We start from the raw sequence: 24,979 nt of genomic DNA, 5'->3' as shown, positions 1-24,979 counted from the left end.
GGTTGTCAGAACTGAACTCCGGAGCAGTGATGTTGAGTGGCACCGCGGTGCCGCGTGGGCGTTCCAGCAGGCCATGGGACTGGTCTGGTATTACGAGAGGTCGAACCCAACCATGGCCCGCCTCGGAAGAAGCACATTATCTCGCATCCAAGAGGACCCGAATCTCTTCACCTAGTTGCGGCCACGGCGGGGCTCGATCCCGCGATCTCACGATGAGCGGATCACTGCAATTGGACCGATCACAGCACCGCGCGATATCGTATGGTTGATATCGGAGGTGATTGCCATGGAACAGATTCTGGTGCGCAACTTACCTGCGGGCACCAAGGCGGCCTTGCGTGCCCGAGCTGAAGCCCACAGCCGATCGGTCGAGGCGGAGACGCGGGAGATCATCGCCGAGGCACTCACGCGCGAACCTGTCACGATAGTGGACCTGCTGAGCACAGACGAGGGCGCGGACATCGAATTCGAACCCCAGCGACTCGGACTCACAGGCCGCACTGCTGAGCTATGAGATACATCCTCGACACCAACGTGGTCTCAGCACTACGCGTGCGAGGACGGAATCCAGCAGTCGAGGCTTGGGCGACTTCTGTCCCCGTGGCTGACCAGTTCGTCACGGCCACCACGATCGCAGAGATCGAACGCGGCGTGGTTGCCAAAGAACGAACTGACAAGGCCCAGGGCAAGATACTGCGCCGCTGGTTTGAGGAACGCGTCTTGCCAGCTTTCGCCGACCGCATCCTGCCTTTTGATCTACCAGCCGCTCGCATTCTCGCCGCTTTCCGGGTTCCCGAGCACGCACCGTTCGACGACGCTCTTATCGCGGCCGTCGCTCAATCTGCCGGAATGACCATTGCCACCCGAAACACCAAACACTTCGGGCCCCTCGGGGTCGACTGCTGCAACCCATGGCATTACGAAGGTTCATAGCCCCTGAGACACAACGACGGAAAACCAAAAACCCCGAGCCGCTGCCATATGCGATCCGGGGCTTGGTGATTTAGTTCTGTAGCGGTGGCGGGGCTCGATCCCGCGACCTCACGATTATGAGTCGTGCGCTCTAACCAGCTGAGCTACACCGCCACGAATGAGTGTGCCCGCGCCGCGCCGGATCAGCCGAGATACTCTCTGCGGCGAGATGCTGCGCTGCGCGGGCTCTCATTCCGAGCCCCAACCGGGAATCGATCCCGGGACCTCAGTCTTACCAAGACTGCGCTCTACCTCTGAGCTATTGGGGCAACGACTGAATATCCTAGCACCGCGGATTCAGGACACTCAAATCGCCGGGGCTGGCCCCTCAGCGGTCCTTCCAGTGGGCCTTGCGGTCCCGCTTTCCGGGGCCGCCCTCGCCGCCGAATCCGCCCTTGCGGGGGCCTTTCCGAGCCCCGCGGCGGCCGCCGTCGTCGAACCTTCTTGTGCCGTGCGGACCGGAGTCACGCTCGATGCGCAGGGGACGGCCTCCCACCCGGGCGCTGCTGAGGGCGTCCAACTGCTGCGGAGACAGCGACTCGGGAAGCTCCACCAAGGAGAACGTCGGGTAGATATTGATGCTGCCGACCTGGTTTCCGCGAAGGTTCGCCTCACCCGTGATCGCACCGACAATATGGCCGGGGTTCACTCCGTCCTTCTTGCCCACGGCGATCTTGTAGATCGCGTTGCCCGCATCGGCGGTGGGCGGGCCGGACTTCCCGCGCGGCCCCCGCTCGCCGCGGCCTCCGCGGTCCTCCCGTCCGTCACGGTCGGTGCGGTCGAAGCTCTGCGCGGCCTGGCGGGCCAGCTCGTCATCGCCTGCCTCATCCATCAGCAGCGGCCGGCCGTCGTGGACCATGGCCACCAGTGCGGCTGCCACATCCTCCGCGGGGGTATTGTGCTCCTGCACATAGCGGGAGACCAGACCGCGGTACTCCTCCAGGTCCTCTCCGGAGAGCGTCTCAGTGATGCGCTCGGAGAACTTCTCCAGCCGGGATGCGTTGACATCGGCAACGGTGGGCAGACTCATCTGCTCCACCTGCTGGCGGGTGGCCTTCTCGATATTGCGCAGCATCCGCTTCTCCCGTGGGGTGACGAACAGCACCGCCTCACCGGAACGTCCGGCACGGCCGGTGCGCCCGATGCGGTGCACATACGACTCGGTGTCCAGCGGGATGTCGTAGTTGAACACGTGGCTGATCCGCTCCACGTCCAGCCCACGGGCGGCCACATCGGTGGCGACCAGCACGTCGATGCGGCCATCCTTGAGCTGCTCCACGGTCTTCTCACGCAGGTTCTGCGGGATATCTCCGTTGATTGCGGCGGCCCGGAATCCGCGCGCGCTCAGCTTGGCGGCCACATCCTCGGTGGCCGAGCGGGTGCGGACGAACACGATCGCCGCGTCATGGGGTTCCGTCTCCATAATGCGCACCAGCGCCTCCGGCTTCGCATGGTGCTTGATGAACACGAAACGCTGCCGAATATTGGCCCCGGTGGTGGTCTTCGTCTTCACCGAGACTTCCACCGGATCCGTCAGGTAGTCCTCACTGATCCGCCGGATAGCCCGCGGCATAGTGGCTGAGAACAGGGCCACCTGCTTCTCCGCCGGGGTCTGGGCCAGGATCTTGTCCACCTCTTCGGCGAATCCCATGCGCAGCATCTCATCGGCCTCATCCAGGATCAGGTGCTTGATCTCTGAAAGGTCCAGCGACCCCTTGGACATGTGGTCGATCACCCGGCCCGGGGTGCCGACCACCACATTGGCGCCGCGGCGCAGTCCGGCCAGCTGGGGCCCATAGGGAGCGCCGCCGTAGATCGGCAGCACTGAGACGCCGGGGACCTCGGCCGCGTAGGTGGAGAACGCCTCCGCCACCTGGATGGCCAGCTCGCGGGTGGGAGCCAGCACCAGAGTGTTCGGAGTCGAACCCAGCTCGCCCTCGTCATAGGCCTGGGCCATGCGGGTCAGCGCGGGAAGCGCGAAGGCCGCGGTCTTGCCGGTGCCGGTCTGGGCCAGGCCCACGACGTCGCGCCCGGAGGCCAGCAGCGGGATGGTCTGGGCCTGGATCGGTGAGGGGGTCTCATAGCCGAGCCGCTCGATGGTGGCCAGCACCCGGGGATCCAGGCCGAGCTCGTTGAAGCTCGGGCCGGATTCCTCGGCGGCAGTGGGGTTCTCCGTCTGGGTCCCGGCGGGGAGGGTCATGGTGACTCCTTGTCACGTTACGGGCCGGACCCGCCGGGAGCTCTCCGAGCTCAGCGCATGAAGCATCACATCCACTCGTGCTCGAACCGGCGGGCTTCAGCCTCGGCGGTGCATGGGCACGGCAGGGTGCATCACGTGGTATCGCTGAATGGGATCAGTCACGGCGGACACGGGCCACAGTTTGGCTCCGGAGTCGACCCGTGACACACGTGCAGACGCGACCTTCGACCAGACCTACCAGCTGAACGGATCAACTGTGCTGGGAGTCAGTACAGATAAACGGGATTATCCGGAGAATGCTGCACCAGTCTACGGCATAGCAGCCCAAAACCTCGCATCGGCGTACGACGGCGGCTCAGACCGCCGCTGCTGCACGGCCTCCGAGCAGCCTCCGCAGCGGACGGGGAAGCCGCTTCGCCGCCGGGCCGAACGCGAACCGGGCCAGCAGCTCGATGACGACTCCGACCAGCAGCAGAATCAGGAAGGTCCACCAGGCGGGCCCGAAGGTTCCCCCGCCCCCGGTGAATCCGCCGGCGTCGAAGTCAATGCGCAGCTGACCGAACACGGTCAGCACCGCCCCGGTGACGCCGTAGAGCACCGGCAGGGTGAGCCAGGAGAGCACCTTCTGCACCCCGGTGGCGGCCGGCCGGCGCACCACCGCCCAGGTCAGCGAGGCCAGTCCCAGCGCGACAAGCCCGAGGATCACCGCCAGGGTGACCTCCCACCAGCGCAGCCCCGTGGTCCACAGGTAGAGGGTCTCCGACTCCGCCAGCCCTCCCCCGAACCCGGTGGTGCCCATGGCCGCGGTCAGGGCGCCTGCGTTGAGCAGGACGAATCCGGAGACCGCCACAGTGGAAGCCCAGAACAGGAAGCTCAGCGGCCCGACGGCGCCGACCTCCAGGGCCATCATGATCGTGGCATAGGCCAGCACCGGAACACCGATCACCACTGCGTGGACTGTCAGCACCCGGGGCATGCGGGAGGCCGAAGGAAGCACAGAGTCCGCAGCACCGCGAGCGCGGCTCAGCAGCGCCGGCGAGGCGCACAGCAGCACGGTGATGAGCAGGAAGAGCGCCAAGGCCCCGAAGAACAGCGCAGCCCCGGCGGCGCCGGCGACCATCCGCACCGTCTCCCCGCCTTCGGTGAAAGAGGTGCGGAATGCCAGGGCAAAGGTCACCAGCAGCGTCAGCAGCGCCGAGAGCAGCGAGACCGCCGTTCCCAGCAGCAGCCGGGCCGACCACGGCAGATCGGACAGGCCAGCCCCCGGAAAGCGGCGAGCCCACATGCGGCCGGCCCATACGGCCAGCACGGTCGCCAGCAGCACCACCAGCAGATTAGGGGCGAAGACGCGGAGGAACTCCATCGTCGAGCTGCCGAGGAACTGCTGATAGTCAGCCGGCACATCCACTGTGAAGCGCAGCTGGCCGAACAGCCAGACCCCGACCAGCTGGAAGGGAAGAGTGAGCGCCGCGAGCGCCCCGCCGAGCTCCAGCTCATCGGCGACCTGGGTGAACTCCCCAGGGGCTCCTGCCGCCTCCGCCTCCAGGGCGACCCCGGCGATCAGACCGATGACGGTCACCACGCTGAGCAGCAGCAGAGTCAGGTAGAACGTCAGGTGGCTGAGCACCAGCCCCAGCACATGGTGGGGGCGCACCGCTTTGAGGAAGCTCGGCACCGGCGATTTCTGCCGGCCGGGCTTCTGCGAATCCGCGGCTGCCGCCTGCTGCTGACGGGCATACTCCTCAGGCCCGGGCGCCGCACCTGCCAGCGGGTCGGCTCCCGGCGCGGCAGCCTGGGGCGAGGCGGGCGAGGTCGGCTCCGGCTGAGGAGCAGGCTGCGCGGGTCCGGCTTCTGCAGGCGGTCGGGGTGGACGGTACCCCGGCGGGGGTGTGCTGCCCTGGCGGTCGTGGCGACCGGGGCCGTCGCTCATGCGGGACTCCTTAGGCGAAGCTCAGCTGCGCTGGGACAAGTCCCAGCGCAGGTTCTCCAGCTCCGCAGTGGTCGCAGCGGTGTTCTGCGCTGTGCGGATCATGGCGACGTAGAGCTCCAGAGTCAGGCGGATCAGGATGAGGTAGAAAGGCGCTGCCACCAGCACCATCAGCAGCATCAGAATGCCGGCCACGGCCTCTTCGGTCATCATGATGAACGCAGCGATGATGCCCATCAGGGTCAGCAGCGCGATGAGCAGCAGCGCAATGACGTAGATGACCGCGGCGAACTTGATCGTCACGAAGCTCTTGAAGCTGAAGTCGAACAGGGCTTTGAAGAACCCGGCGGCGTCGGGATTCTTCCGCTCCTCGTGCGGCTGGTATCCCCCCGCGGGGCTTCCCTGAGGCTGATGCTGGGGGTAGGACTGCTGGTGGCCGGGCTGCGGGTGTCCCGGCTGCTCGTGGCCGGGCTGGTGGCCCGGCTGCTCCGGCTGGTCTCCGTAGGGCGGGGTCGGCGGCTGTGTCATGGTCCCTCCATCGATCTGATTCGTATACGGCTGCCTGCGACACAGCGGTGTCGCCTCAGTGCCAGACTACACAGTGATCCGCGCCATCCTCCAGCGAACCCACGACTGAGCTGGCCCCTGAGCTGCTCACCGCACCACGTGGCGGCGGGAGGAATCAATGCGCCGGGTCCAGCCCCGTGCGTCCAGATGCTCCAGCAGCGGGACTGCCGTGCGCCGAGTGGTGCCCAGGGCCTGCCGGGCCTGGCTCACGGTGAACGGCTGATCCAGCTGGGAGAGCACCTTCATAGCTCGGGCCGGAGCGCTGGGCAGCAGGACGATGCCGTCGCCTAAGCGCAGCAGCCGCCCCTGGCGCTCAGCAGCGGCCAGCTCCTTCTCCCCCACATTCAGCGCCGTGAGCTGGTCCGCCTCCGGGGCGAGGAAGGGCGCCTGGCCCAGCTGGCGCTCCAACTCGGCGACGGCGGCCTCTGCCGTTCCCAGACCTCGCCGAGCCTCCGCCTCGGTGACACGTCCGGACTCCCGGAGCAGTCCTGCCTCCCTGATGAGCGGAGTCAGCAGCGCGGCATCGGGCAGATCCAGGTGATCGGCGGCGGCTCCCTCGGCCAGGCCCGCTGACAGCGGGTCCGCCTCCAGGTGCTGCCGCACCGCCGAACGCAGGCGATCGGCCCAGCGGCGCACCTGGTCTGCGGCGACCAGCCACTCCCCCAGGCCGCGCACCTGCGGGGGCAGCTCCTGGGGCAGTTCGATCCCCATCCGCTGCAGCGCCTCAGCCCGGACCGCGCCGCGGCGCAGCACCTCGCCATTCAGGTCGCCGGCGGCGGACATCCCGGCCAGCGTCTGGGCCCGGACCCTGCCCTCTCCGCGTCGGGTCAGCTCCGGCGGATCCACGTCCAGCACGGTCACACCGGTGCGCACCGTGCGGCTGCTGGGCGCCTTCACCAGCAGCCGGTCACCTATCCGCACCGGCACCGGGCGGTCCAGAGTCAGCCGCGCGTGGCCGTCGTCGAAGGGGCGGCATCGCGCCGGTACCGCGGCGGTCCCCAGGTGAACGGTCACCGCCTGGGGCGCGTCCTCGAATCCCTCGCCGGTGCTGCGGCGCACATCGACCACGTCGGTGAGGTGCCAGGTCCCCGGGGTGAGCAGGACGTCGCCGCGGGAGAGCTGCTCGGTCTGGATGCCGCGAAGATTGACCGCGGCGCGATTAGCAGGCTGCAGGGTCTCCGCATCTGTGCCGTGCGCCTGCAGGCCGCGGACCTGCACCGAGGCGTCAACGCTCTCCCCCAGCAGGTGCAGACGCTGATTCCGGTGCAGCCGCCCGGCGGCCAGGGTCCCGGTGACCACCGTTCCGGCGCCGCGGACGCTGAAGGCCCGGTCCACCCACATCCGCACCGGCGCATCAGCATCGGGCGGCGGTGCGGCGTCGAGCACCGAGTCCAGAGTGCGCCGGAGAACGTCCATCCCGGTGCCCTGCACTGCGGAGACGGCCACCGCGGGCGCAGCGGCCAGTCCGGTGCCGGCCAGCTCCGCTCGGGCCTGCGCCTCCACCTCCGGCACCCGGTCCGGAGCCAGATCGGCGCGGGTGATCACAACGAGTCCGGCGTCGATGCCCAGAGCAGCGACGGCGTCGCGGTGGTCGCTGGACTGGGCCTGCCACCCCTGGTCTGCGGCAACCACAAAGCACACGATGGGCGCCGGGCCGAGGCCAGAGAGCATATTGCCCAAAAACCTCTCATGCCCGGGGACGTCCACAAAGGAGAGGACCCGCGACGAGGGCAGCGTCATCGAGGCGAACCCGAGGTCGATGGTGAGCCCCCGCCGGCGCTCCTCCTCCCACCGGTCCGGTTCTGTGCCGGTCAGCGCCCTCACCAGCGTGGACTTGCCGTGGTCCACGTGACCGGCGGTAGCCATCACGTACATGGTCAGCCCTCGGCACTCAGGCGGCGCAGCGCATCCTGGACTGTGCTGAGCACGGTCTGGTCCAGCTCCTCAGGCACGCACCGCAGATCCAGCAGGCAGCCGGATCCGGAGGTGCGGGTGAGGATCGGGGGATCGGCTGCGCGCAGCGGCGCGGCGACCCCCTCGGGGAGGCTGACCGCCCATCCGGGAAGCGGCACCTCGGCTCCTCCACCGCCGCCGACCCGGCCGTCATGGGGCACGACGTCGGCTCCCAGGGCCTGAGCCAGGCGCTCAGTGCGAGCACGCAGCAGCTCCGCATCGGCGTGCAGCGCCTGCGCCACCGGCGTCTCGCCGCCGGTGAGCGTGGCCTCCAGGGCCGCGAGGGTCAGCTTGTCGGTGCGGACGGCGCGCGCCAGGGGGTGCTTCGCCAGCGCAGAGATGATCTCAGCCCGTCCCAGCAGCAGGCCCGCCTGCGGGCCGCCGAGCAGCTTGTCCCCGCTGGCGATGACCAGGTCCGCGCCGTCGGTCAGCGCCGCGGCGAGGTCCGGCTCATCCGGCAGCGCGGGCTCAGGCGCGAGCAGTCCGCTGCCCACATCGACGATCAGCGGCACTCGATGCTCCCGGCACACAGTCGCCAGCTCCGCCACCGGCACCGAGGAGGTGAACCCGCGGATGAGGTAGTTGCTGGGATGGACCTTCAGCACCGCGGCCGCAGTGCCCGTGGCGTCGTCGCCAGGTGTGAGCGCGGTGAGGTAGTCATCCAGGTGGGTGCGGTTGGTGGTGCCGATCTCCCTGATCCGTGCGCCGGTGGACTCGATGAGCTCCGGCAGCCGGAAGCCTGCCCCGATCTCGACCATCTCGCCGCGGCTGATCACCACCTCACCTCTGCCCACCAGGGCAGCGGCGGCCAGCGCCAGCGCCGCGGCTCCGTTGTTGACCACCAGTGCGTCCTCGGCTGCCGGACAGGCCGCCAGCAGGGCTCGGCGGGCACCGGCCCCGCGCGCCGAGCGCCGCCCCGTCTCCAGGTCCATCTCCACATCGACGTACCCGGCCGCCTCAACTATGGCCTGCTTGGCTGCCGCGGAGAGCGGCGCCCGGCCCAGATTGGTGTGGACGATCACTCCGGTGGCGTTGATGACTGGGCGCAGCGAGGAGGGGCCGTAACGCCCCAGCTGGGAGACCACCTCGGATTCGACCTGCTCCGGAGGAATCTCACCGCGGCGGGCCCGCGCCTGCGCCTGCCGGATGAAATCGGTCAGCACATGCGGACTCACCCCGGCCGCAGCCTGCCGGATACGCGGCCGGGCCAGCAGCGTGTCCGTCCCCTGAATGCGGCGACGGGGGTCTTCGGCAACCACAGAGCGCCTCCTCGGGTGAAGAGCTTGGCGGAGGTGGACGGGAATCGAACCCGCCAGACCGAGATGCTCGGTCTCAACGGTTTTGAAGACCGCGGGGCCCACCAGGACCCAGACACCTCCTCGGTCAAAGTACCACGTCGCAGCCGCAGGTCACCGAGGGTTCAGAGACGCTGCAGACAGGCTGCCGGCTGCGCTCCTATACTCGGCAGCATGACAGCAGAGACGCCGTCGCCATCCAGCGCGGCCCCCCGCAATGAGGCACCGAGACTGACCAGCTACGCGCACGGAGGCGGATGCGCCTGCAAGATCCCACCCGGTGAGCTGGAGAGCGTGATCGCCGCGCTTCCGGGCCAGAACTATGAGCAGGTGCTGGTAGGGCTCGACGACGGCGACGACGCCGCTGCCGTCCGGCTGGATGACCGCCTGGCGGTGCTCTCCACCGCAGACTTCTTCACCCCCGTGGTGGACGACGCCTACACCTGGGGCCGCATCGCCGCCGCCAACGCATTCTCCGACATCTATGCGATGGGCGGGACGCCGACGGTGGCGATCAACCTGGTGGGCTGGCCGCGGGACGTGCTTCCGATGGAGCTGCTCTCTGAGGTGCTGCGAGGCGGGCAGGCTGTGGCGCAGCAGGCCGGCTGCCCGCTGATCGGCGGGCATTCGGTGGATGATCCGGAGCCCAAGTACGGGCTGGCGGTCACCGGCATCGCGGAGAGCAGCAGGCTGCTGCGCAACGATGCCGCCGAACCCGGGCTGCCGCTGACCCTGACCAAGCCGATCGGGCTGGGGCTGCTGAACAACCGCCATAAGGCCACCGGCGAGGTCTTTGAAGAGGCGGTGGAGACCATGGTCGCGCTCAACCGGGAGGCCTCCCAGGCAGCCGTGGACGCCGGAGTGCGGGCTGCCACCGATATCACCGGGTTCGGGCTGCTGGGTCACCTGTACAAGATGTGCCGGGCCTCCGGCGTCGCCGCGCAGATCGACGCTTCAGCGGTTCCGCTCATCGAGGGGGCGGCCGAGGCGCTGCGCGATGGCTACATCTCCGGTGGCACCCGCAGGAACCTGGACTGGGTGCGCCCGCATCTGGGTGCCGGTCCGGGCATCAGCGAGGAGGACCTGCTGGTGCTGGCCGACGCCCAGACCTCCGGCGGACTGCTGGTGGTCGGGGAGATCCCCGGCTATCCGGTGATCGGGCACACAGTGGCCGCCGACGCCGGGGCAGTCGTCCAGGTGCGCTGATCCGGTCCCGGAGCCGCTGCTCAGCCGGCGGTGGTGATGGAATCGTCCACCACACCCCGGGCCCTGCGTTCTTCCAGGCGGGCCTTCTGCGGCTCCACGGTGTGCCGCGGATCCTGGGCTGAGGCGATTCCGGCCCGCAGCACGCCCAACCGGGTCAGGGCAGAGGCGCCGAGCATGAGCAGACCGCTGGCAGCCGCCGTCGTCCTGCGGCCTCCCAGCAGGACCGCGCCGGCCGCGCCGGCCGCTGTGAGCCGCTCTGCCCACTTCAGCATGGTGCCGGGGACGCCGGTCTCCAGCGGCTCGGCCTCGGCCGGATGCATCTTCTTCTTCATCACCTTCATGGAGACCAGCTCTCCGACGGCGGCCGCGGCTGAGAGCACACGGGCGGGCTGGGTCTGATTCACCGGGGTGGTCACCAGGGCTGCGCCGGAGGCGGCCATCGCCGCCGAGGAGACGAAGACGAAAGGCAGCTGATCCCGCGCCGCGTTCCAGGTGGGCACAGCGGTGGCGGACAGCAGTGCGCCGGTGTAGCTGGACAGCGGGGCCGCCAGCAGGGCGGTCTGCGCCTCAGCGGGGGCCTCCAGGGCATTCAGCAGCCTGCGCAGCGGACCCAGCGGCAGCCGCTGGCCGGTGAGCCGGTCCACCTCCGCGGCGGCGGTGACCCCTGCGCCGGCGCTGTAGCTGCTCAGCACCCAGCTGCCCACGCTCATCGGGGAGGTCACCTTGAAGGTGCGCAGCATATAGAGGAACCGCTCCGGCCGTCCCAGGTCATGCACCAGGGCCGCTGTGCCGAGCGCGGCGGCCCCGAAGGCGGTCAGCCGGGCGTTGCGCTGCAGGGTGGGCTTGCCGGTGAGCTGAGCACCTGCCGAAAGGAGCGAGGACCCGCCGGCCACACCCCCCAGGAACAGATAGGCGGCGATCTCATCCCCCCACGGTGGGGCTTTGACCACCGGCCGCCCGTAGTAGGAGGTGAATTCCGGCTTCTCCACCATCGGCACTTCACGTGCGCCGTCGGGGGCCTTACGGTCTCTCCGGCTGCGGCGGGTCGGCTGCGGGGGCCGGTGACTGTCATGCTGCGACGTGGTCACCGGCGGCCTCCCAGAGCGAAGGAGGCCCCCACGGCGGCGATCATTCCCACCGCCGCCAGCGCCGTGCGCTTATACATCCGCGGCAGGTCCTTGGTGGCGACCCGGGGGTCGGGGGGCAGGCCGTAGACCTCCGGCTCGTCCAGAAGCAGGAAGACCGATCCGGTGCCGCCGACGCCGTCGTTGGGGTTGGCGCCGTAGAGCCGCGCCTCGGTCATCCCCTGCTCGCGGAGTTCGGCCACCCGCCTGCGGGCCTGGTCGACCATATCCTCGTGGTCGCCGAACTTGATCGAGGTGGTGGGGCAGGTCTGCGCGCAGGCCGGCGTCTGGCCGTCCACCAGCCGGTCGTAGCAGAAGGTGCACTTATTGGCGGTGCCCTCATTGGGGATCTCCTGGGCGTATTTGGACTGCGCCCGATCGACCTTGGCCCGGATGATGCCTTCATCGCGGCGCTCGATCACGCCGAAGGGGCAGCCTGCCACACAGGTGCCGCATCCGTTGCAGATGTCCTCCTGCACCTTCACCGTTCCATACTCTGTGCGGAACAGCGCCCCGGTGGGGCACACGTCCAGGCAGCCGGCATGGGTGCAGTGCTTGCAGACGTCGGAGGACATCAGCCACCGGAACTCGGCGGTGTCGGGCGGGGCTGTGCTGCTCTTCGCCCCGTCGGCGGCCGGGCCGGAGGACTGCGGCGGGCCGACGCCGGGCATTCCCAGGTTCACCAGCTTCCGGCCGGATTCGCGGGCCTCTTCGATCCGCTGCGAGTTCTGCTCCACGAAGGCCACATGCCGCCAGGTGTTGGCGCCCAGGCCGCCGGTGTTGTCGTAGGAGGACCCCAGCACCTCCAGTGATCCGTCCTGGGGGTTGCGGTTCCACTCCTTGCACGCAACCTCGCAGGCCTTGCAGCCGATGCAGATGGAGGTGTCGGTGAAGAATGATTTGCGGGAGGCGGCACTCTCTCCGTAGGCCTCGGCGCTTCGCCGCGTGTCTTCGGTCAGCGATGTCATGATTCCTCCTCGCTGGGGTGGTCCTGCGGGGTGGTGGTCCACGGCACGGTGAGCCGCTGATTCCCTGTCTCGACGGTGAGGCCGGCCTGACGGCGCAGGTCTTCGACGAGCTCCAGCAGCTGGCGTCCGCGCGGCCGGCGGCCCGGTCTCACTGCGCACTGCGCGGCCTTGGAGCCCTGGATCTGGACATTGGGATCCAGGGAGAGTCCCAGCAGGTCATTGGCGGCGTCGCCCTCCACAAGAGCCTCTTTGCCCGTGCCCCAGTGGTAGGGCAGCCCCACCTGGTGGACCCGGCGGCCGCCGATGGTCAGCGAGGTCATCCGCTCAGTGATGAACACCCGCGCCTCGATCGCCGAGCGCGGGGAGATGATGGTGGCCCAGCCGTAGGGCTCAAGACCCACCTCCTCGGCGAACTCCGGGGAGACTTCGCAGAACATCTCCGGCTGCAGCTCGGAGAGATAGGGGAGGAACCGGCTCATACCCCCGGCGGTGTGGTGCTCGGTCAGCCGGTAGGTGGTGAACACATAGGGATAGACCTCGGCGCCGGGCGCCGACGACGACGCCGCCAGCAGATTGTCCTCGCGGGGGAACAGCACCCGCGAAGGGTTGCTCTGCTGACCATAGAGCGGGTTGCTCAGCGGCGATTCCGGCGGCTCATAGTGGGTGGGCAGAGGGCCGTCGACCACTCCCTGAGGTGCGAAGAGCCAGCCTTTGCCGTCGGACTGCATGATGAAGGGATCGTCACCGGCCAGCGCCTCAACGCCGCTCGCCTCAGGATCGGGCCGCGAGTCGGGGGCCAGGTCCACGGGGAAGTCCGGAACATCCTTGCCGGTCCAGCGCTTCTGCTCGGCATCCCACCACACGTACTTCTTGCGTTCGCTCCACGGCTTGCCCTGCGGGTCCGCCGAGGCCCGGTTGTAGAGCAGCCTGCGGTTCGCCGGCCAGGCCCAGGCCCATTCGGCCGCCGTCGCGTCCTGCTGGTGGCCAGGCTTGCGGCGGGCCGCCTGGTTGACGCCGTCGGCGTAGATGCCGGTGTAGATCCAGCACCCGCCTGCCGTGGAGCCGTCCGGGCGCATCTCGGTGAAGCTGGACAGCGGCTGGCCCTGCTTCTCACCGGAGACGTAGTAGCCGTTGATCTCGGCCAGGACAGCTTCGGCGTCAGGCTCTCCATGCTCGTCGGTCGGATAGTCCCAGGTCAGATCCAGCAGCGGGCGGTCCCGCCAATCCTGGGAGCCGGCCAGGCGCTCTCGCACACGCTTGCCCAGCTCGTAGATGAACTGCAGCTCGCTCTGGGCGTCGTCGGGCGGGGTGACGGCCTGGTGGCGCCACTGGACCAGCCGCTGGGTCTGGGTGAACGATCCGGCCTTCTCGGTGTGGTTGGCCGCGGGAAGGAAGAACACTTCGGTCTCGATGTCCTCGGTGCGCAGCTCGCCGGTCTCGATCTCCGGGCCGTCCTTCCACCAGGTGGCGGATTCGATCAGGCTGAAGTCCCGGACCACCAGCCACTTCAGATGCGACATGCCCATCCGCTGCATCTTGCCGTTGGCAGAGCCCACCGCGGGGTTCTGCCCCAGCAGGAAGTACCCGTCGATCTCATCGCGCAGCATCCGCTCCACCGTCTGGTACGTCCCATGCGGCCCGGTCAGCCTGGGCAGATAGCTGAAGGCGAAGTCGTTGTCCTCAGTGGCGGCGTCGCCCCACCACGCCTTCAGCAGACTGATGGTGTAGGCGTCCGCGTTGGCCCAGAAGCCCTTCTGCCCCTCGGAGTAGATGGTGCCGATGTAGTCGCTGAGCGTATTGTGCTGGCCCGCCTCCGGCATGGGGAGATACCCGGGCAGCAGGTTGAACAGCGTGGGAATGTCAGTGGAGCCCTGGATGGTGGCGTGCCCGCGCAGCGCGATGATGCCGCCGCCGGGCCGGCCCATATTGCCCAGCAGCAGTTGGAGGATCGCCGCGGTCCGGATGAACTGCGCCCCCTGGGCGTGCTGCGTCCAGCCCACCGCGTAGGCGAACGCGGTGGTGCGCTCGCGGCCGGAGTTCTGCGTCACCGACTCGGCCAGGTAGGCGAAGTCCTCAGCGGAGATGCCGCAGGTCTTCTCCACCATCTCCGGTGTGTACCGCGCATAGTGGCGCTTCAGCACCTGGAAGACGCACCGCGGATCCTGCAGGGTCTCGTCGCGGGCCACCTCGGCGTGGCTGAGCGCCGGTCCGCCCTGGCCCAGCCCTTCCGGCTCGGCCACATCGCCTTCTGCGTCCTCTCCGGGCTCCCCGACCTTCTCATCGCCGCCGGCGGCCTGGTAGGCCCAGGAGGTCATGTCATAGGTGCCGTCCTCGGGGTTGTAGCCGGAGAACAGGCCGTTCAGGTCCTCAGCATCCCGGTAGTCCTCGGAGACCAGTGTGGCCGCGTTGGTGTAGGCCCGCACGTACTCCTCGAACCAGAGGTCGTTGCTGAGCACATAGTTGATCAGCGCACCCAGCAGCACAATGTCGCTGCCGGCGCGCAGGGCGATATGCCGGTCGGCCACCGCGCTGGTGCGGGTGAATCGCGGATCCACGTGGATGATCCTGGCGCCGCGGGCCTTCGCCTCAGTGACCCATTGGAATCCCACGGGATGGCATTCGGCCATATTGGATCCCTGGATGACGATGCAGTCGGCGTTGGCCAGATCCTGCTGGGGCTGTGTGGCGCCACCCCGTCCGAATGAGGCTCCCAGACCGGGAACCGTGGAGGAGTGTCAAATGCGGGCCTGATTCTCGATCTGCACCGCGCCGGCCGCGGAGAACAGCTTCTTGATCAGGTAGTTCTCTTCATTGTCGATAGTGGCGCCGCCCAGAGACGCAAAACCCATGGTGCGGTGCACCGGGTTGCCGTGCTCATCGGTGTCCTCCCAGTGCCGGCGTCGGGACTCGATGAAACGGTCGGCGATCATGTCCAGCGCCCGGTCTAGGTCCATCTCCTCCCAGTCCCGGGCACGCGGCGCACGGTAGAGCACCTTGGTCTGGCGTCCGGCAGAGTTCACCAGCTGCTCGCTGGCGGCACCTTTGGGGCACAGGCGTCCGCGGGAGATGGGCGAATCCGGATCCCCCTCGATGTGGATCACGCGGTTGTCCTTGGCGTAGACCTTCTGGCCGCAGCCGACGGCGCAGAACGGGCAGACGCTCTGAACCACAGTGTCCGCATCCCCGGTGCGCGGGGAGGTCTCACGCGTCTTCTTGGACGTCACCGCGGCGGCCCGCCCGGTGGAGTCACGCGAACGCAGCTGCCGAATGACCGGCCATTCCAAGGGCGTGATCCTGGTCATACCGCGATGCTAACACGCGCACAGTGCCCCGAGGAGGGGCAAATTCCCTGGTGAGCGGCGTACCGGCGGATCATGGCGCGCTACTCGGTGAAGAGCCGGATCGCGTTGTTCAGAGTCTGCAGCACCCCGAAGATCAGCGGGATGCCGACCACGACCCAGGCAAGCCATACCGGGACATGCGGCTGCCCAGCCGGCTCCACGGTCTCCTGCGCGGCAGCCTCCTCGGCCTCCTCCTGGTCGGGCTGCTCGGAAGTGTCCGTATGGTGCTTCTCATCGACTGCACGGACCAGGATATTGGCGATCAGCCCGACCACCAGCAGAGCCACCATGGTGAGCAGAGCCGGCCGGTAGTCGGCCGCAGTGAGCGATCCGGGCTCGCCGCGAGCATCGAGGAAGCCGTTGATGATCAGCGGTCCTGCAATGCCTGCGGCAGACCATGCTGTCAGCAGCCGGCCATGGATCGCGCCGACCTCGAGCGTGCCGAAGAGGTCCCGCAGATAGGCCGGGATCGTGGCGAACCCCCCGCCGTAGAAGCTGAGGATGATGCCGGTGAGGATGATGAACAGCGCCATCGACAGGCTTCCCCAGACGGCGAGCGAGAAGTAGAGCAGCACTCCCCCGCCCAGGTAGACCAGGTAGATATTCTTGCGTCCGATCACGTCGGAGAGTGAGGACCAGACGAACCTGCCGGCCATATTCGTCACGCTCAGGAAGCCGACGAAGCCTGCCGCAGCTCCGGCGGCGACCGCCGAGCTGCCCCCATCGCCGCGGAAGAAGTCCTGGATCATCGGAGAGGCGTGCTCCAGAATCCCGATGCCGGCGGTGACATTGCAGAACAGCAGGATCCACAGCAGCCAGAACTGCGGCGTGGTGATCGCGGTGTTGGCCCTCACGTTCCCCGTGGTGACCAGCGACTTCTCCTTCTCGGTGCTGGGGTCGTAGCCCTCCGGCTTCCAGTCCGGATGCGGCACTCGCACAATCCACGCTCCGAAGAGCATGACCACCAGATAGATCGCCCCGAGTGTGAGAAACAGGCCGCCCACAGCATTTCCAGTGTGCACACCCTCCTCCGGCATGCCGCCGTCGTAGAGGCGCAGCAGGAAGGAGGAGAGCGGGCTGGCGATCATCGCGCCGCCGCCGAAGCCCATAATCGCCATCCCGGTGGCCAGACCGGGACGGTCCGGGAACCACTTGATCAGAGTGGAGACCGGGGAGATGTAGCCGATGCCCAGTCCGATGCCGCCGATGAATCCGTATCCCAGGTACACCAGCCACAGCTGCCCGGTGAAGATGCCCAGCCCGCCGACGGCGAAGCCGGTGACCCAGCAGGCGGTGGCGGCCAGCATGGCTCGCCGGGGGCCGTGACGGTCCACCCATGTTCCGAACAGCGCAGCGGAGAGACCCAGCATGACGATGGCGATGGAGAAGATGATGCCGATCGCCGTCTGACTGGTCTCAAAGTGGGACACCAGCGCATTCTTGTACACGCTGGTGGCGTAGGCCTGGCCGATGCAGAAGTGGATGGCCAGCGCGGCGGGCGGAATGAGCCAGCGGTTGAACCCCGGACCTGCGGTGATGCGCTGCAGCGCCGGTGAGCGCGTGGACGTGGCGGTGGCTGTCATGCGGGCTCCTCAGATGAGTCAAGTGATCAACATCACGGCATTCAAGTGCTATCAGTGATTTCGCCGCGTGACAATGCCACATAGGCCGCTGACCTGGGACTATTCAGGTGAGACCCATAATCCGTCCAGGGTGCGTGTAGACGTTGACGGATTTGCCGCGGGAGAATCCCGCAAGTGTGATGCCGGCGGTATCGGCCAGGTCCGCGGCCAGTGAGGAGGGCGCGCCGACGGCGCTGAGCAGCTCGATTCCGGCCATGGCGGCCTTCTGCACCAGCTCGAAGGAGGCGCGGCCGGAGACCTGCAGGGCGGTGCCGGCCAACGGCAAGTCGCCGTCCAAGAAGGACCGCCCGACCACTTTGTCCACCGCATTGTGCCGTCCCACATCCTCCCGCACACAGAGCAGCTCGCCCTCTGCACTGAAGAGCCCCGCGGCGTGGACTCCGCCGGTCTTGTCGAACAGCTGCTGGCCGGCCCGGAGACGATCAGGCATCTCCAGCAGAGTCCGCACATCCATCTGAAGCTGGGGCGCACCGCTCGGATGCGGCAGGGACTTCTCCACCGCGTCGATCGAGGTGGTCCCGCAGATTCCGCATGCAGAGGTGGTCATCACCTGGCGCCGGGCCCGCACTGCCAGTGCGGCGGCCGCAGGATCCAGATCGGCCTCGACCACGTTGTAGGTCTGGTTGCCGGCCTCATCGGTGCCGGCGCAGTAGCGCAGGGCCAGCAGCTGCTCGGGGCGGACAAGGATCCCTTCGGAGACCAAGAATCCGGCGGAGAGTTCGAAGTCGTGCCCAGGGGTGCGCATCGTCACCGTGAAAGATTCACCCCGCATGCGCAGCTCCAGGGGCTCTTCGGCCGCGAGGACATCGCCGCGCTGCCTGCTGGCGGCACCGTCGTCGGAGCGGGTCACTCGCAGGACTCGCCGGCGCTGAGTCAGTCGTCCCATACAGACCTCCCAGGAACCTGGTGGCCGGGCACCGCATGGCATTCCGCCGTCTCTCCCGCTCGGATTCCTGCAGGCGGAACCACGGCGAACGCTTCAGCCCTGGCCAGCCCCCGCATCATATGCGGGCGGGAGTATCCGGTCGAATGCAGCGCCCCGTCTCGGCGCAGCACGGGCACCAGCCGGTGCCCGCGGCGAGCCGGCTCCAGCGCTTCTGCCGCCGCAGCTTCGAAGACGCCTACGCCCAGCGGATCGGGGGCCCCGCGCAGCGCCCCCAGCAGTGGGGCCCCAAGTAAGGTCAGTGCGGCGAAGCCGGCCAGCGGATTTCCGGGCAGCCCCAGCACCATCGCCGCGGAGGGCAGCCGAGCTGCCAGGGCGGGGTGCCCCGGCCGGATGTCCACTGAGTCCACGAGCACCTCCGCTCCGGCCTCAGCCAGCGCCGGCCGCAGCGTGTCTGCCCGGGAATGCGCTGTACCTCCGGTGGTGATGATGAGCTCGGCATCGGAGTCGGTGAGGCGCTGCACCAGCGCGGCGACGTCGTCCTCGAGCCGGTCGACCCGCGCCGCCCGACCCCCCAGCCCGGCGACCATGGCCGGCAGGGACACGGTGAAAGTGTCACGCACCTGCCCGCCAGCGGGCAGGCCCTCGCTGATCACCTCGGAGCCGGTGGTGATGATCTCGGTGCGCGGAGTGGGGTGGACGCTGACGGCGTCGTACCCGGCCACTGCGGCGACGGCGGCCCGCACCGGAGTGAGCACCTGACCTGCGCTGAGCAGCTCGTCGCCCCGGGAGGCCTCAATCCCGGCCGGGCGGATATTCCGGCCAGGCTGCAGGTCCGGGGTGCCCGGCACTGGTGTCAGCCGGTCATCGGCGAGCACACCGTGTTCGGATCTCAGCACGCTGACCGTTCCCTCGGGCACCGGTGACCCGGTGACCACACCTATGGCTTCCCCGGGGCGCAGAGGGGGCAGCTGGGTTCCGGGATGCTCCGCCCCAGGCCCGCGCACATGCCAGCGCTGCTGGCCTGCGCTCACGGCCCAGCCGTCCATCGCTGAGGTGTCAGCGTGGGGCAGCGGCAGCTGGGCCCGCACAGGCTCAGCCAGCACCGCCGAAACCGCCTGGTCCAGCCGGCAGACTGCGGCGGGCAGCGGCGGCAGCTCGGCAAGGATCCGGCGGGCTTCCGGCAGAGTTCTCATAGCTGAGCGCTCAACCGGCGACCTCGGCGCGCCGGGTCAGCAGCTGTTCGGTCACCGAGGTGGCGGCGCGGAAGGCACGCTCGTAGTCCGCCTGGCCGGAGGCCTCCGCGAGACCTGTGACGTATCCGATGAGGAAGGTCGTCACCGGTGCGCTGGGCCTCACAACGGTGTGTGCGGCCTGTCCGGCGATCGCCAGCACGGCGTCGATGTCCACCTCGAGATTCTCGACCTCCAAGTGGTGGGTCAATTCAGTCACCCACTGCTCGATTGCTTCTCGGGTCAGCGCGTCCTGGGACTTCTCCGCCGGGTTCTCAGACATGGTCTCCTCCTGGTGACAGGGACGTATTCACCTTCTCACAGCTGGATGCCCAGGCGGCGGGCCTGGGCGGGCTCATCGATGTCTTCCCCCAGACCCGGCGGCATGGTCACCGGTCTCAGCGAGGCCGGGCCGAGCAGCCAGCGCATCGATTGGCCGCGCTCGGCTCCGCAGGCGATCTGGGCCGCCCGGTGCTGCAGCCACTCGCGGCTGATCACACTCGCCAGCCACTGGGGCCTGCCTTGCTGATCATGGGGCAGCACGCCGTGCCACTCCGGCTGCCGCAGGTCCAGTGAGAGAAGCCAGTCCAGCAGCGGCCCTGGGTCCACCACATCCACCGCGCCCAGCAGCACCTGCTGCGCAGACCCCTCCAGCGCGCGGACTCCCGCGCACACGGCGGCGGCGGGGCCGGAGAACGGAGGGTCCTCCTGCGTCAGGGCAAAGCGCGCCCGGGGCACTTGCGGGGCGAGCTCCTCGGCGCCGACCACAACGCCGCCTATCCCCCGCGCGTCGAGAGCGGCGCACCACAGGCTCAGCAGCGTGGGGCTCTCCGCGCCGGACTCCGCTGCGCGGCGCAGCAGCGCCTTGTTGACTCCGCCCAGCCGCTGACCGCGTCCGCCGGCCAGCAGGATCGCCTGCATGCTCAGAGTCCGGCCAGCGCCTGGTCCAGGTCGGCGATGAGGTCCTCCACGTCCTCGATCCCCACACTGAGCCGCAGCAGGTTCTCTGGGACTGCCAGCTCTGTGCCGCGCACTGAGGCGTGGGTCATCTCGTGCGGATAATTCATCAGGGATTCGACTCCGCCCAGCGATTCGGCCAGGATGAACCACTTCGTCGCCTCGGCGACCTTCCGCGCCGCGGGTTCGCCGCCGGCCAGCTGCAGGGAGACCATGCCCCCGAAGCCGCGCATCTGCTTCGCCGCCAGCTCATGTCCCGGGTGGGACGGCAGGCCGGGGTAGAGCACCCGCTCGACGGCCGGGTGACCGTCGAAGTGCTCCGCGATTGCCTGCGCATTGCTGCAGTGCCGGTCCATCCGCACCCCCAGGGTCTTCAGGCCGCGGGTGGTCAGGTAGGCATCCAAGGGCCCGGAGACCGCCCCGACGGCGAACTGCTGGAAGGCCACCTTCTCTGCCAGGTCGTCGTCGGAGAGCACCACAGCACCGCCGATCACATCCGAATGGCCGCCGATGTATTTGGTGGTGGAGTGCACCACCACGTCAGCGCCCAGTGTCAGCGGAGTCTGCAGATACGGGGTGGCGAAGGTGTTGTCCACCACCAGCAGAGCGTCCCTGGCATGGGCGATCTCCGCCAGCGCGGCAATATCGGTGACGCTCATCAGCGGGTTCGACGGTGTCTCCACCCACAGCAGCGTGGCGTCGTCGTGATCCAGCTCCTGGGCCACCCGCTGGTGGTCGCTCAGATCCAGGGGCACATTGGTCACCCCCCAGGCGGAGTGCACCTTGTCAAACAGCCGGAAGGTTCCGCCGTAGGCATCATTTCCCATCACCAGGCGCTGGCCGGGACGCATCAGGCCGCGGATCACGGCGTCCTCGGCGGCCAGGCCGGAGCCGAAGCTGAAGGCGTGGCGGCCTCCCTCCAGGGCGGCGAGCTGGGTCTGCAGGGCCGTTCGGGTGGGATTGCCGGCCCGGCCGTAGTCGTAGCCGTTGCGCAGATTCCCGATCCCGTCGGGAGCGTAGGTGGTGGAGAGGTGCACCGGCGGAACCACCGCGCCGAAGACCTCATCCACCTCCTGGCCGGCGTGGATGGCTGCGGTGGCGAAGCCTGGACGCTGCGGATCGCTCATAGTCAGTTCTCCTCTCCTGAGGTGCTCTGCCCGTCGCGCGCAAGGTGGGCAAGCAGGTCATTGCGGGTCAGCACGCCGATGATCTCGCCGCTGCGGGTCACCAGCAGGGTGGGGGTGGTGCGCAGCTTGGCCAGGATCTCCGGCACAGTCTCGGTGAAGCCCAGCAGCGGCAGCTCGCCGGTGAGGTGCTCAGCGACCGGCTCCTCGGGCGAGGCCTGCCCAACGATTACGTCCTCGGAGAGCTGGGCGAGGTCGACGATCCCGTGGACCTCACCGATGCGCGGGGTGACCCCGGGCCGGTCGATCACCGGCACAATGTCAACGCCGTAGCGGTTCATCACGCTGATGGCGTCCCGCAGCGAGGTGTCCCGGGTGATGGAGATCACCGGGGGAAGCACCCGGGAGAAGAGGTCCTCCTTGGCAGCCAGGATCTCTCCCGCCGTCGTCGCCCCGTCTGATTCGCCCGCACTGCTGGACCCTTCTTTCCGGCCCCGGGCGGCAATGGTCCCCTCGCGCACCGCCGCACTGATCTCCTCGCTGGAGGCCACCGTGATCTCAGTGCCGGTGGAGGCCTCCACCACGTCCCCGAACCCGTGGTCGATCATCCACCGGTCGTTGAAGATCTTGCCGAGGTAGCCGCGGCCGGAGTCGGGCAGGACAGCGACGACGACGTCGTCGGGACCCAAATCCCGGGCGACTTTCAGCGCAGCGGCCACCGCCGTACCGGAGGATCCGCCCACCAGCAGCCCCTCCTCGGTGGCCAGCCGGCGCGCCATGGCGAAGGATTCGGCGTCGCTGACGGCGTGGGTCTCATCCGGGACCGAGGGGTCGTAGTTGTCCACCCAGATGTCCTCGCCGACCCCTTCGACGAAGTAGGGCCGGCCGTCCCCTCCGGAGTAGATGGAGCCGTCCGGATCGGCGACCACAACGCGCACCGGGCCCTCCGCGCGGTCGGCGGAGACCTCTTTGAGGTAGCGGCCGGTGCCGGTGACAGTGCCGCCGGTTCCCGCGCCCACCACCAAGTGGGTGATCCGGCCCTCGGTGTCGGCCCAGATCTCCGGACCCGTGGTCTCGTAATGGCTGGCCGGGGCGGCGGGGTTGTTGAACTGATCGGGCTTGTATCCGCCGTCGATCTCTGCGGCCAGCTGATCGGAGATGCCGTAGTAGCTCAGCGGGCTCTCCGCGCTCACCCCTGCGGGCCCGACCACCACATCTGCGCCGTAGGCCCGCAGCACGTCCCGCTTCTCCACGCCGACCTTGGGGACGGTGACGAACACCGCCCGGTACCCCTTCTGCTGGGCCACCAGAGCCAGCCCCACGCCGGTGTTGCCGGAGGTGGGCTCCACCACCACGGAGCCGGGCCGCAGCTTGCCGGCGGCCTCGGCCTCCTCGATCATCTTCAGGGCGATGCGGTCTTTGATGGACCCGCCGGGGTTCAGGTACTCGAGCTTGACCAGCACTGTGGCTGCGATCCCCTCGGTGACACGGTTGAGCCTCACCAGTGGGGTGCCGCCGATCAGCTCGACGACGGACTCGGCATACTTCACGTTCTCTCGCTTCCCGCTGCCTTGATGCGCGTGGGGCCGGGGCCCAGCTGTCTGTCTGTCACCAGGCTACCGGCGCGCAGCGACGTTCCCCAGGGCAGAGGACTCGATCCGCAATACGACGGCGGTCGTCGGTGAGTGTCCGGGGCGGGGAGTACAGTGGCCTGCCGTGACCCATACTGACGAAGCGGTCCTTGAGCTCGCCGGGCCCCTGGATCTTCCACGAACCCTGGGGATCCTGCAGCGCGGCAGCGGGGATCCGGCGGTCCGCGTGGATCCGGTCGCGGCGTCCGGGGGCCCCGCGGGAACCCCGGGCGCCGGCGCATGGCTCTGTCGGCGGATCTATGACCGCGCCGGCTCGGAGCTCGGTCAGGTCACGCTGCGCATTGACCAGCTGGATGCCGCCACCGTGCGGGTCCGTGCCGCGGGCAGCAGCGCGGAGGCCGCCGCGGCAGGGCTGGAGTCGGCGGCTGGGATGCTCGGAGTCGAGGATGACTGGCTGGAGCTGGAGCTGCTGCTGGATGCTTTGGGAGACCGGGTCTCCACCACGCTGGCGCAGGTGCGGCGCCGGCACCCGGGGGTGCGGCTTCCGGCTGCGGGAGGGCTTTTCGATCAGCTGGTGACCGTCACATTGGAGCAGAAGGTCACGCATGACCAGGCTCGGCACTGCTGGAGGCAGCTGCTGCGGCGGCACGGTGAGCGGCCGCCGTCGTCGGCCCGTCTGCCGGCACCGGAGTGGATGCGTCTGCCGCTGACTCCGGCTGCGCTGAAGCGGATTCCGAGTTGGGAGTGGCACCAGTTGTGGGTTCAGCCGGCGCTGTCGAAGACTATCCAGCGCGTGGCGGACCGCGCTGCGGCGATCCACCGGCTGGATGTGAGCACCCCGGCGGAGACGTTCAGCGTGGGGCTTCTGGCCGAGCAGCTCACCGGTCTGCCGGGGATCGGTCAGTGGACGGCTGCGGAGGCTCTGCAGCGCTCACACGGCGCGGCGGACCTGCCTGCTGTGGGGGATTATCATTTGGCCCATTTTGTGGGCGAGGCGCTGACCGGCAGACGCACCGATGATGAGGGGATGCTCCAGCTTCTGGAGCCGTTCAGGCCGCACCGGCAGCGCGTGATCCGGCTGCTGGTGCTCTCGGGCTTCCGTCAGCAGCGCTTCGGGCCGCGGCTGGCCCCGGCGGACCACCGAGGGCGGTAGTCGCCGGGGAGTCCCGGGGCTTACTGCTCGGGGGTCGCGCCGTCCTGGTCAGCCTGCTGCTGCTCGGCGACCTGCTTGTGGACCTCGTCCATGTCCAGGTCCTTCACTGCGCCGATGACCTGGTTGAGCTGATCGGCGTTGAGTGCGCCGGGCTGGGCGAAGACCAGCACGTTCTCGCGGAAGGCCATCACGGTGGGGATGGAGGAGATATTGGCTGCAGCGGCCAGCTCCTGCTCGGCTTCGGTGTCCACCTTGCCGAAGGTGACGTCGGGGTGCTGCTCGGAGACCTCTTCGTAGACTGGTGCGAACTGCTTGCACGGTCCGCACCAGTCGGCCCAGAAGTCGATGAGCAGGATGTCCGACTCGTCGAGAGTCTTCTGGAAGTTTTCCTGGGTCAGCTCTGTAGTAGCCATGCGCGCCACGATACGGCAGTGAGCTTCTGATGTGGAGGCATGTGGCCCGTTACGCAGTAGGTGAAACTGCTTTGGCGGCCGCCTCGGGGACGGATAGACGAAAGGACCCCGGCGCAGTGCCGGAGTCCTCGTCGGTGTTCAGATGGTGGCGGGCGAGGGATTCGAACCCCCGTAGGCAGTGCCAGCTGATTTACAGTCAGCCCCCTTTGGCCGCTCGGGTAGCCCGCCGAGATTGCCCCCTTGCGCAGGGCACCCGACAACTTTACCGAAGACGCCGACATTTCTCGAATCAGCGGTGGGGCAGTGTGGTCGACGACGACGGTGTGGAATGGCTCAGGGGCCGCGCCAGTTGCCGGCGTCGTCGTACTGGTCAGCGAAGATCTGCGGCGGCCGGTCTCCGTCTTCGATGACCAGCGGGCCGTTGCAGCC

The 24,979-nt window shown here is 68.5% G+C and carries 20 protein-coding genes and 4 tRNA genes; 4 read left to right on the top strand and 20 right to left on the bottom strand.

The window, feature by feature from the left end:
• Positions 1-286 precede the first annotated feature (286 nt).
• The gene (locus Q1K09_RS11815) at positions 287-514 is read left to right on the top strand and encodes an Arc family DNA-binding protein (RefSeq protein WP_300345626.1); all 228 of its coding nucleotides are present in this window, start codon (positions 287-289) and stop codon (positions 512-514) included.
• Positions 511-933 (top strand): type II toxin-antitoxin system VapC family toxin, encoded by a 423-nt coding sequence (locus Q1K09_RS11810; RefSeq protein ID WP_300345625.1) that lies wholly within the window; start codon positions 511-513, stop codon positions 931-933. Before Q1K09_RS11815 ends, Q1K09_RS11810 begins: the two co-directional genes overlap by 4 nt.
• A 79-nt stretch (positions 934-1,012) precedes the next feature.
• On the opposite strand, the gene Q1K09_RS11805 is transcribed toward Q1K09_RS11810, so the two are convergent.
• The 8 genes from Q1K09_RS11805 to Q1K09_RS11770 all read right to left on the bottom strand — a co-directional run bounded on the left by Q1K09_RS11805 (position 1,013) and on the right by Q1K09_RS11770 (position 8,998).
• A tRNA-Met gene (locus Q1K09_RS11805) sits at positions 1,013-1,086 on the bottom strand.
• Positions 1,087-1,169: 83 nt separating this feature from the next.
• Positions 1,170-1,241, bottom strand: a tRNA-Thr gene (locus tag Q1K09_RS11800).
• 59 nt (positions 1,242-1,300) lie between these two features.
• Positions 1,301-3,172 (bottom strand): DEAD/DEAH box helicase, encoded by a 1,872-nt coding sequence (locus Q1K09_RS11795; protein ID WP_300345624.1) that lies wholly within the window; start codon positions 3,170-3,172, stop codon positions 1,301-1,303.
• Between the two features lie 355 nt (positions 3,173-3,527).
• The gene (locus Q1K09_RS11790) at positions 3,528-5,102 is read right to left on the bottom strand and encodes a hypothetical protein (RefSeq protein ID WP_300345623.1); all 1,575 of its coding nucleotides are present in this window, start codon (positions 5,100-5,102) and stop codon (positions 3,528-3,530) included.
• 21 nt (positions 5,103-5,123) lie between these two features.
• Entirely contained in the window at positions 5,124-5,627 is a 504-nt protein-coding gene (locus Q1K09_RS11785) for a DUF4282 domain-containing protein (RefSeq protein ID WP_300345622.1), read from the bottom strand.
• 126 nt (positions 5,628-5,753) lie between these two features.
• Positions 5,754-7,532 (bottom strand): selenocysteine-specific translation elongation factor, encoded by a 1,779-nt coding sequence (gene selB / locus Q1K09_RS11780; protein ID WP_366909407.1) that lies wholly within the window; start codon positions 7,530-7,532, stop codon positions 5,754-5,756.
• Between the two features lie 11 nt (positions 7,533-7,543).
• Entirely contained in the window at positions 7,544-8,878 is a 1,335-nt protein-coding gene (gene selA, locus Q1K09_RS11775; protein WP_300345620.1) for an L-seryl-tRNA(Sec) selenium transferase, read from the bottom strand.
• A gap of 25 nt (positions 8,879-8,903) precedes the next feature.
• Positions 8,904-8,998, bottom strand: a tRNA-Sec gene (locus Q1K09_RS11770).
• 90 nt (positions 8,999-9,088) lie between these two features.
• Here Q1K09_RS11770 and selD point away from each other — a divergent pair.
• The gene (selD, locus tag Q1K09_RS11765) at positions 9,089-10,120 is read left to right on the top strand and encodes a selenide, water dikinase SelD (protein ID WP_300345619.1); all 1,032 of its coding nucleotides are present in this window, start codon (positions 9,089-9,091) and stop codon (positions 10,118-10,120) included.
• Between the two features lie 20 nt (positions 10,121-10,140).
• Here the strand turns inward: selD and nrfD are convergent, their stop codons facing one another.
• From nrfD to Q1K09_RS11715, 10 genes are all read right to left on the bottom strand, one after another.
• On the bottom strand, positions 10,141-11,208 hold the full coding sequence (gene nrfD, locus Q1K09_RS11760; RefSeq protein WP_300345618.1) for an NrfD/PsrC family molybdoenzyme membrane anchor subunit: 1,068 nt from the start codon (positions 11,206-11,208) through the stop codon (positions 10,141-10,143).
• Positions 11,205-12,212: a 4Fe-4S dicluster domain-containing protein gene (locus Q1K09_RS11755; RefSeq protein ID WP_300345617.1), complete on the bottom strand. Its 1,008-nt coding sequence runs from the start codon at positions 12,210-12,212 to the stop codon at positions 11,205-11,207. Before Q1K09_RS11755 ends, nrfD begins: the two co-directional genes overlap by 4 nt.
• Positions 12,209-15,514: a formate dehydrogenase gene (gene fdh / locus Q1K09_RS11750; RefSeq protein WP_300345616.1), complete on the bottom strand. Its 3,306-nt coding sequence runs from the start codon at positions 15,512-15,514 to the stop codon at positions 12,209-12,211. Before fdh ends, Q1K09_RS11755 begins: the two co-directional genes overlap by 4 nt.
• 80 nt (positions 15,515-15,594) lie before the next feature.
• Positions 15,595-17,136, bottom strand: a complete 1,542-nt coding sequence (locus tag Q1K09_RS11745; RefSeq protein WP_300345615.1) for an OFA family MFS transporter — start codon at positions 17,134-17,136, stop codon at positions 15,595-15,597.
• Positions 17,137-17,239: 103 nt separating this feature from the next.
• The gene (gene fdhD, locus Q1K09_RS11740; RefSeq protein ID WP_300345614.1) at positions 17,240-18,082 is read right to left on the bottom strand and encodes a formate dehydrogenase accessory sulfurtransferase FdhD; all 843 of its coding nucleotides are present in this window, start codon (positions 18,080-18,082) and stop codon (positions 17,240-17,242) included.
• Complete coding sequence (locus tag Q1K09_RS11735; protein ID WP_300345613.1) at positions 18,070-19,275, bottom strand: molybdopterin-binding protein; 1,206 nt, start codon at positions 19,273-19,275, stop codon at positions 18,070-18,072. The genes fdhD and Q1K09_RS11735 overlap by 13 nt, the downstream gene beginning before the upstream one ends.
• 10 nt (positions 19,276-19,285) lie before the next feature.
• Positions 19,286-19,594, bottom strand: a complete 309-nt coding sequence (locus Q1K09_RS11730; RefSeq protein ID WP_300345612.1) for a DUF6457 domain-containing protein — start codon at positions 19,592-19,594, stop codon at positions 19,286-19,288.
• Between the two features lie 35 nt (positions 19,595-19,629).
• Positions 19,630-20,232 (bottom strand): molybdenum cofactor guanylyltransferase, encoded by a 603-nt coding sequence (locus tag Q1K09_RS11725; RefSeq protein WP_300345611.1) that lies wholly within the window; start codon positions 20,230-20,232, stop codon positions 19,630-19,632.
• A 2-nt stretch (positions 20,233-20,234) separates the two neighbouring features.
• Positions 20,235-21,395, bottom strand: coding sequence for a cystathionine gamma-synthase (locus tag Q1K09_RS11720; RefSeq protein ID WP_300345610.1), 1,161 nt, complete (start codon positions 21,393-21,395; stop codon positions 20,235-20,237).
• Positions 21,396-21,397: 2 nt separating this feature from the next.
• Positions 21,398-22,942 carry a pyridoxal-phosphate dependent enzyme gene (locus Q1K09_RS11715; protein ID WP_300345609.1) on the bottom strand — a complete coding sequence of 515 codons (1,545 nt, stop codon included), beginning with the start codon at positions 22,940-22,942 and terminating at the stop codon, positions 21,398-21,400.
• Between the two features lie 166 nt (positions 22,943-23,108).
• Between Q1K09_RS11715 and Q1K09_RS11710 the strand changes: the two genes are divergently transcribed.
• The gene (locus Q1K09_RS11710; RefSeq protein ID WP_300345608.1) at positions 23,109-24,137 is read left to right on the top strand and encodes a 3-methyladenine DNA glycosylase; all 1,029 of its coding nucleotides are present in this window, start codon (positions 23,109-23,111) and stop codon (positions 24,135-24,137) included.
• A gap of 20 nt (positions 24,138-24,157) precedes the next feature.
• Here the strand turns inward: Q1K09_RS11710 and trxA are convergent, their stop codons facing one another.
• On the bottom strand, positions 24,158-24,562 hold the full coding sequence (trxA, locus tag Q1K09_RS11705) for a thioredoxin (protein ID WP_366909410.1): 405 nt from the start codon (positions 24,560-24,562) through the stop codon (positions 24,158-24,160).
• Positions 24,563-24,693: 131 nt separating this feature from the next.
• Positions 24,694-24,778, bottom strand: a tRNA-Tyr gene (locus Q1K09_RS11700).
• Positions 24,779-24,979 lie beyond the last annotated feature (201 nt).

Origin of the sequence: Nesterenkonia sp., assembly GCF_029265375.1 — a bacterium.
Taxonomy (GTDB): domain Bacteria; phylum Actinomycetota; class Actinomycetes; order Actinomycetales; family Micrococcaceae; genus Nesterenkonia.
The sequence above is the reverse complement of the archived record's forward strand: the minus strand, read 5'-3'. Positions and strand labels throughout refer to the sequence as shown.

Excerpts from the sequence above, each read along its gene's own strand:
- Q1K09_RS11815 (WP_300345626.1), top strand. The coding sequence starts at position 287 with ATGGAACAGATTCTGGTGCGCAACTTACCTGCGGGCACCAAGGCGGCC.
- Q1K09_RS11810 (WP_300345625.1), top strand. The coding sequence starts at position 511 with ATGAGATACATCCTCGACACCAACGTGGTCTCAGCACTACGCGTGCGA.
- Q1K09_RS11795 (WP_300345624.1), bottom strand. The coding sequence starts at position 3,172 with ATGACCCTCCCCGCCGGGACCCAGACGGAGAACCCCACTGCCGCCGAG.
- Q1K09_RS11790 (WP_300345623.1), bottom strand. The coding sequence starts at position 5,102 with ATGAGCGACGGCCCCGGTCGCCACGACCGCCAGGGCAGCACACCCCCG.
- Q1K09_RS11785 (WP_300345622.1), bottom strand. The coding sequence starts at position 5,627 with ATGACACAGCCGCCGACCCCGCCCTACGGAGACCAGCCGGAGCAGCCG.
- selB (WP_366909407.1), bottom strand. The coding sequence starts at position 7,532 with ATGGCTACCGCCGGTCACGTGGACCACGGCAAGTCCACGCTGGTGAGG.
- selD (WP_300345619.1), top strand. The coding sequence starts at position 9,089 with ATGACAGCAGAGACGCCGTCGCCATCCAGCGCGGCCCCCCGCAATGAG.
- Q1K09_RS11755 (WP_300345617.1), bottom strand. The coding sequence starts at position 12,212 with ATGACATCGCTGACCGAAGACACGCGGCGAAGCGCCGAGGCCTACGGA.
- Q1K09_RS11745 (WP_300345615.1), bottom strand. The coding sequence starts at position 17,136 with ATGACAGCCACCGCCACGTCCACGCGCTCACCGGCGCTGCAGCGCATC.
- fdhD (WP_300345614.1), bottom strand. The coding sequence starts at position 18,082 with ATGGGACGACTGACTCAGCGCCGGCGAGTCCTGCGAGTGACCCGCTCC.
- Q1K09_RS11735 (WP_300345613.1), bottom strand. The coding sequence starts at position 19,275 with ATGAGAACTCTGCCGGAAGCCCGCCGGATCCTTGCCGAGCTGCCGCCG.
- Q1K09_RS11730 (WP_300345612.1), bottom strand. The coding sequence starts at position 19,594 with ATGTCTGAGAACCCGGCGGAGAAGTCCCAGGACGCGCTGACCCGAGAA.
- Q1K09_RS11725 (WP_300345611.1), bottom strand. The coding sequence starts at position 20,232 with ATGCAGGCGATCCTGCTGGCCGGCGGACGCGGTCAGCGGCTGGGCGGA.
- Q1K09_RS11720 (WP_300345610.1), bottom strand. The coding sequence starts at position 21,395 with ATGAGCGATCCGCAGCGTCCAGGCTTCGCCACCGCAGCCATCCACGCC.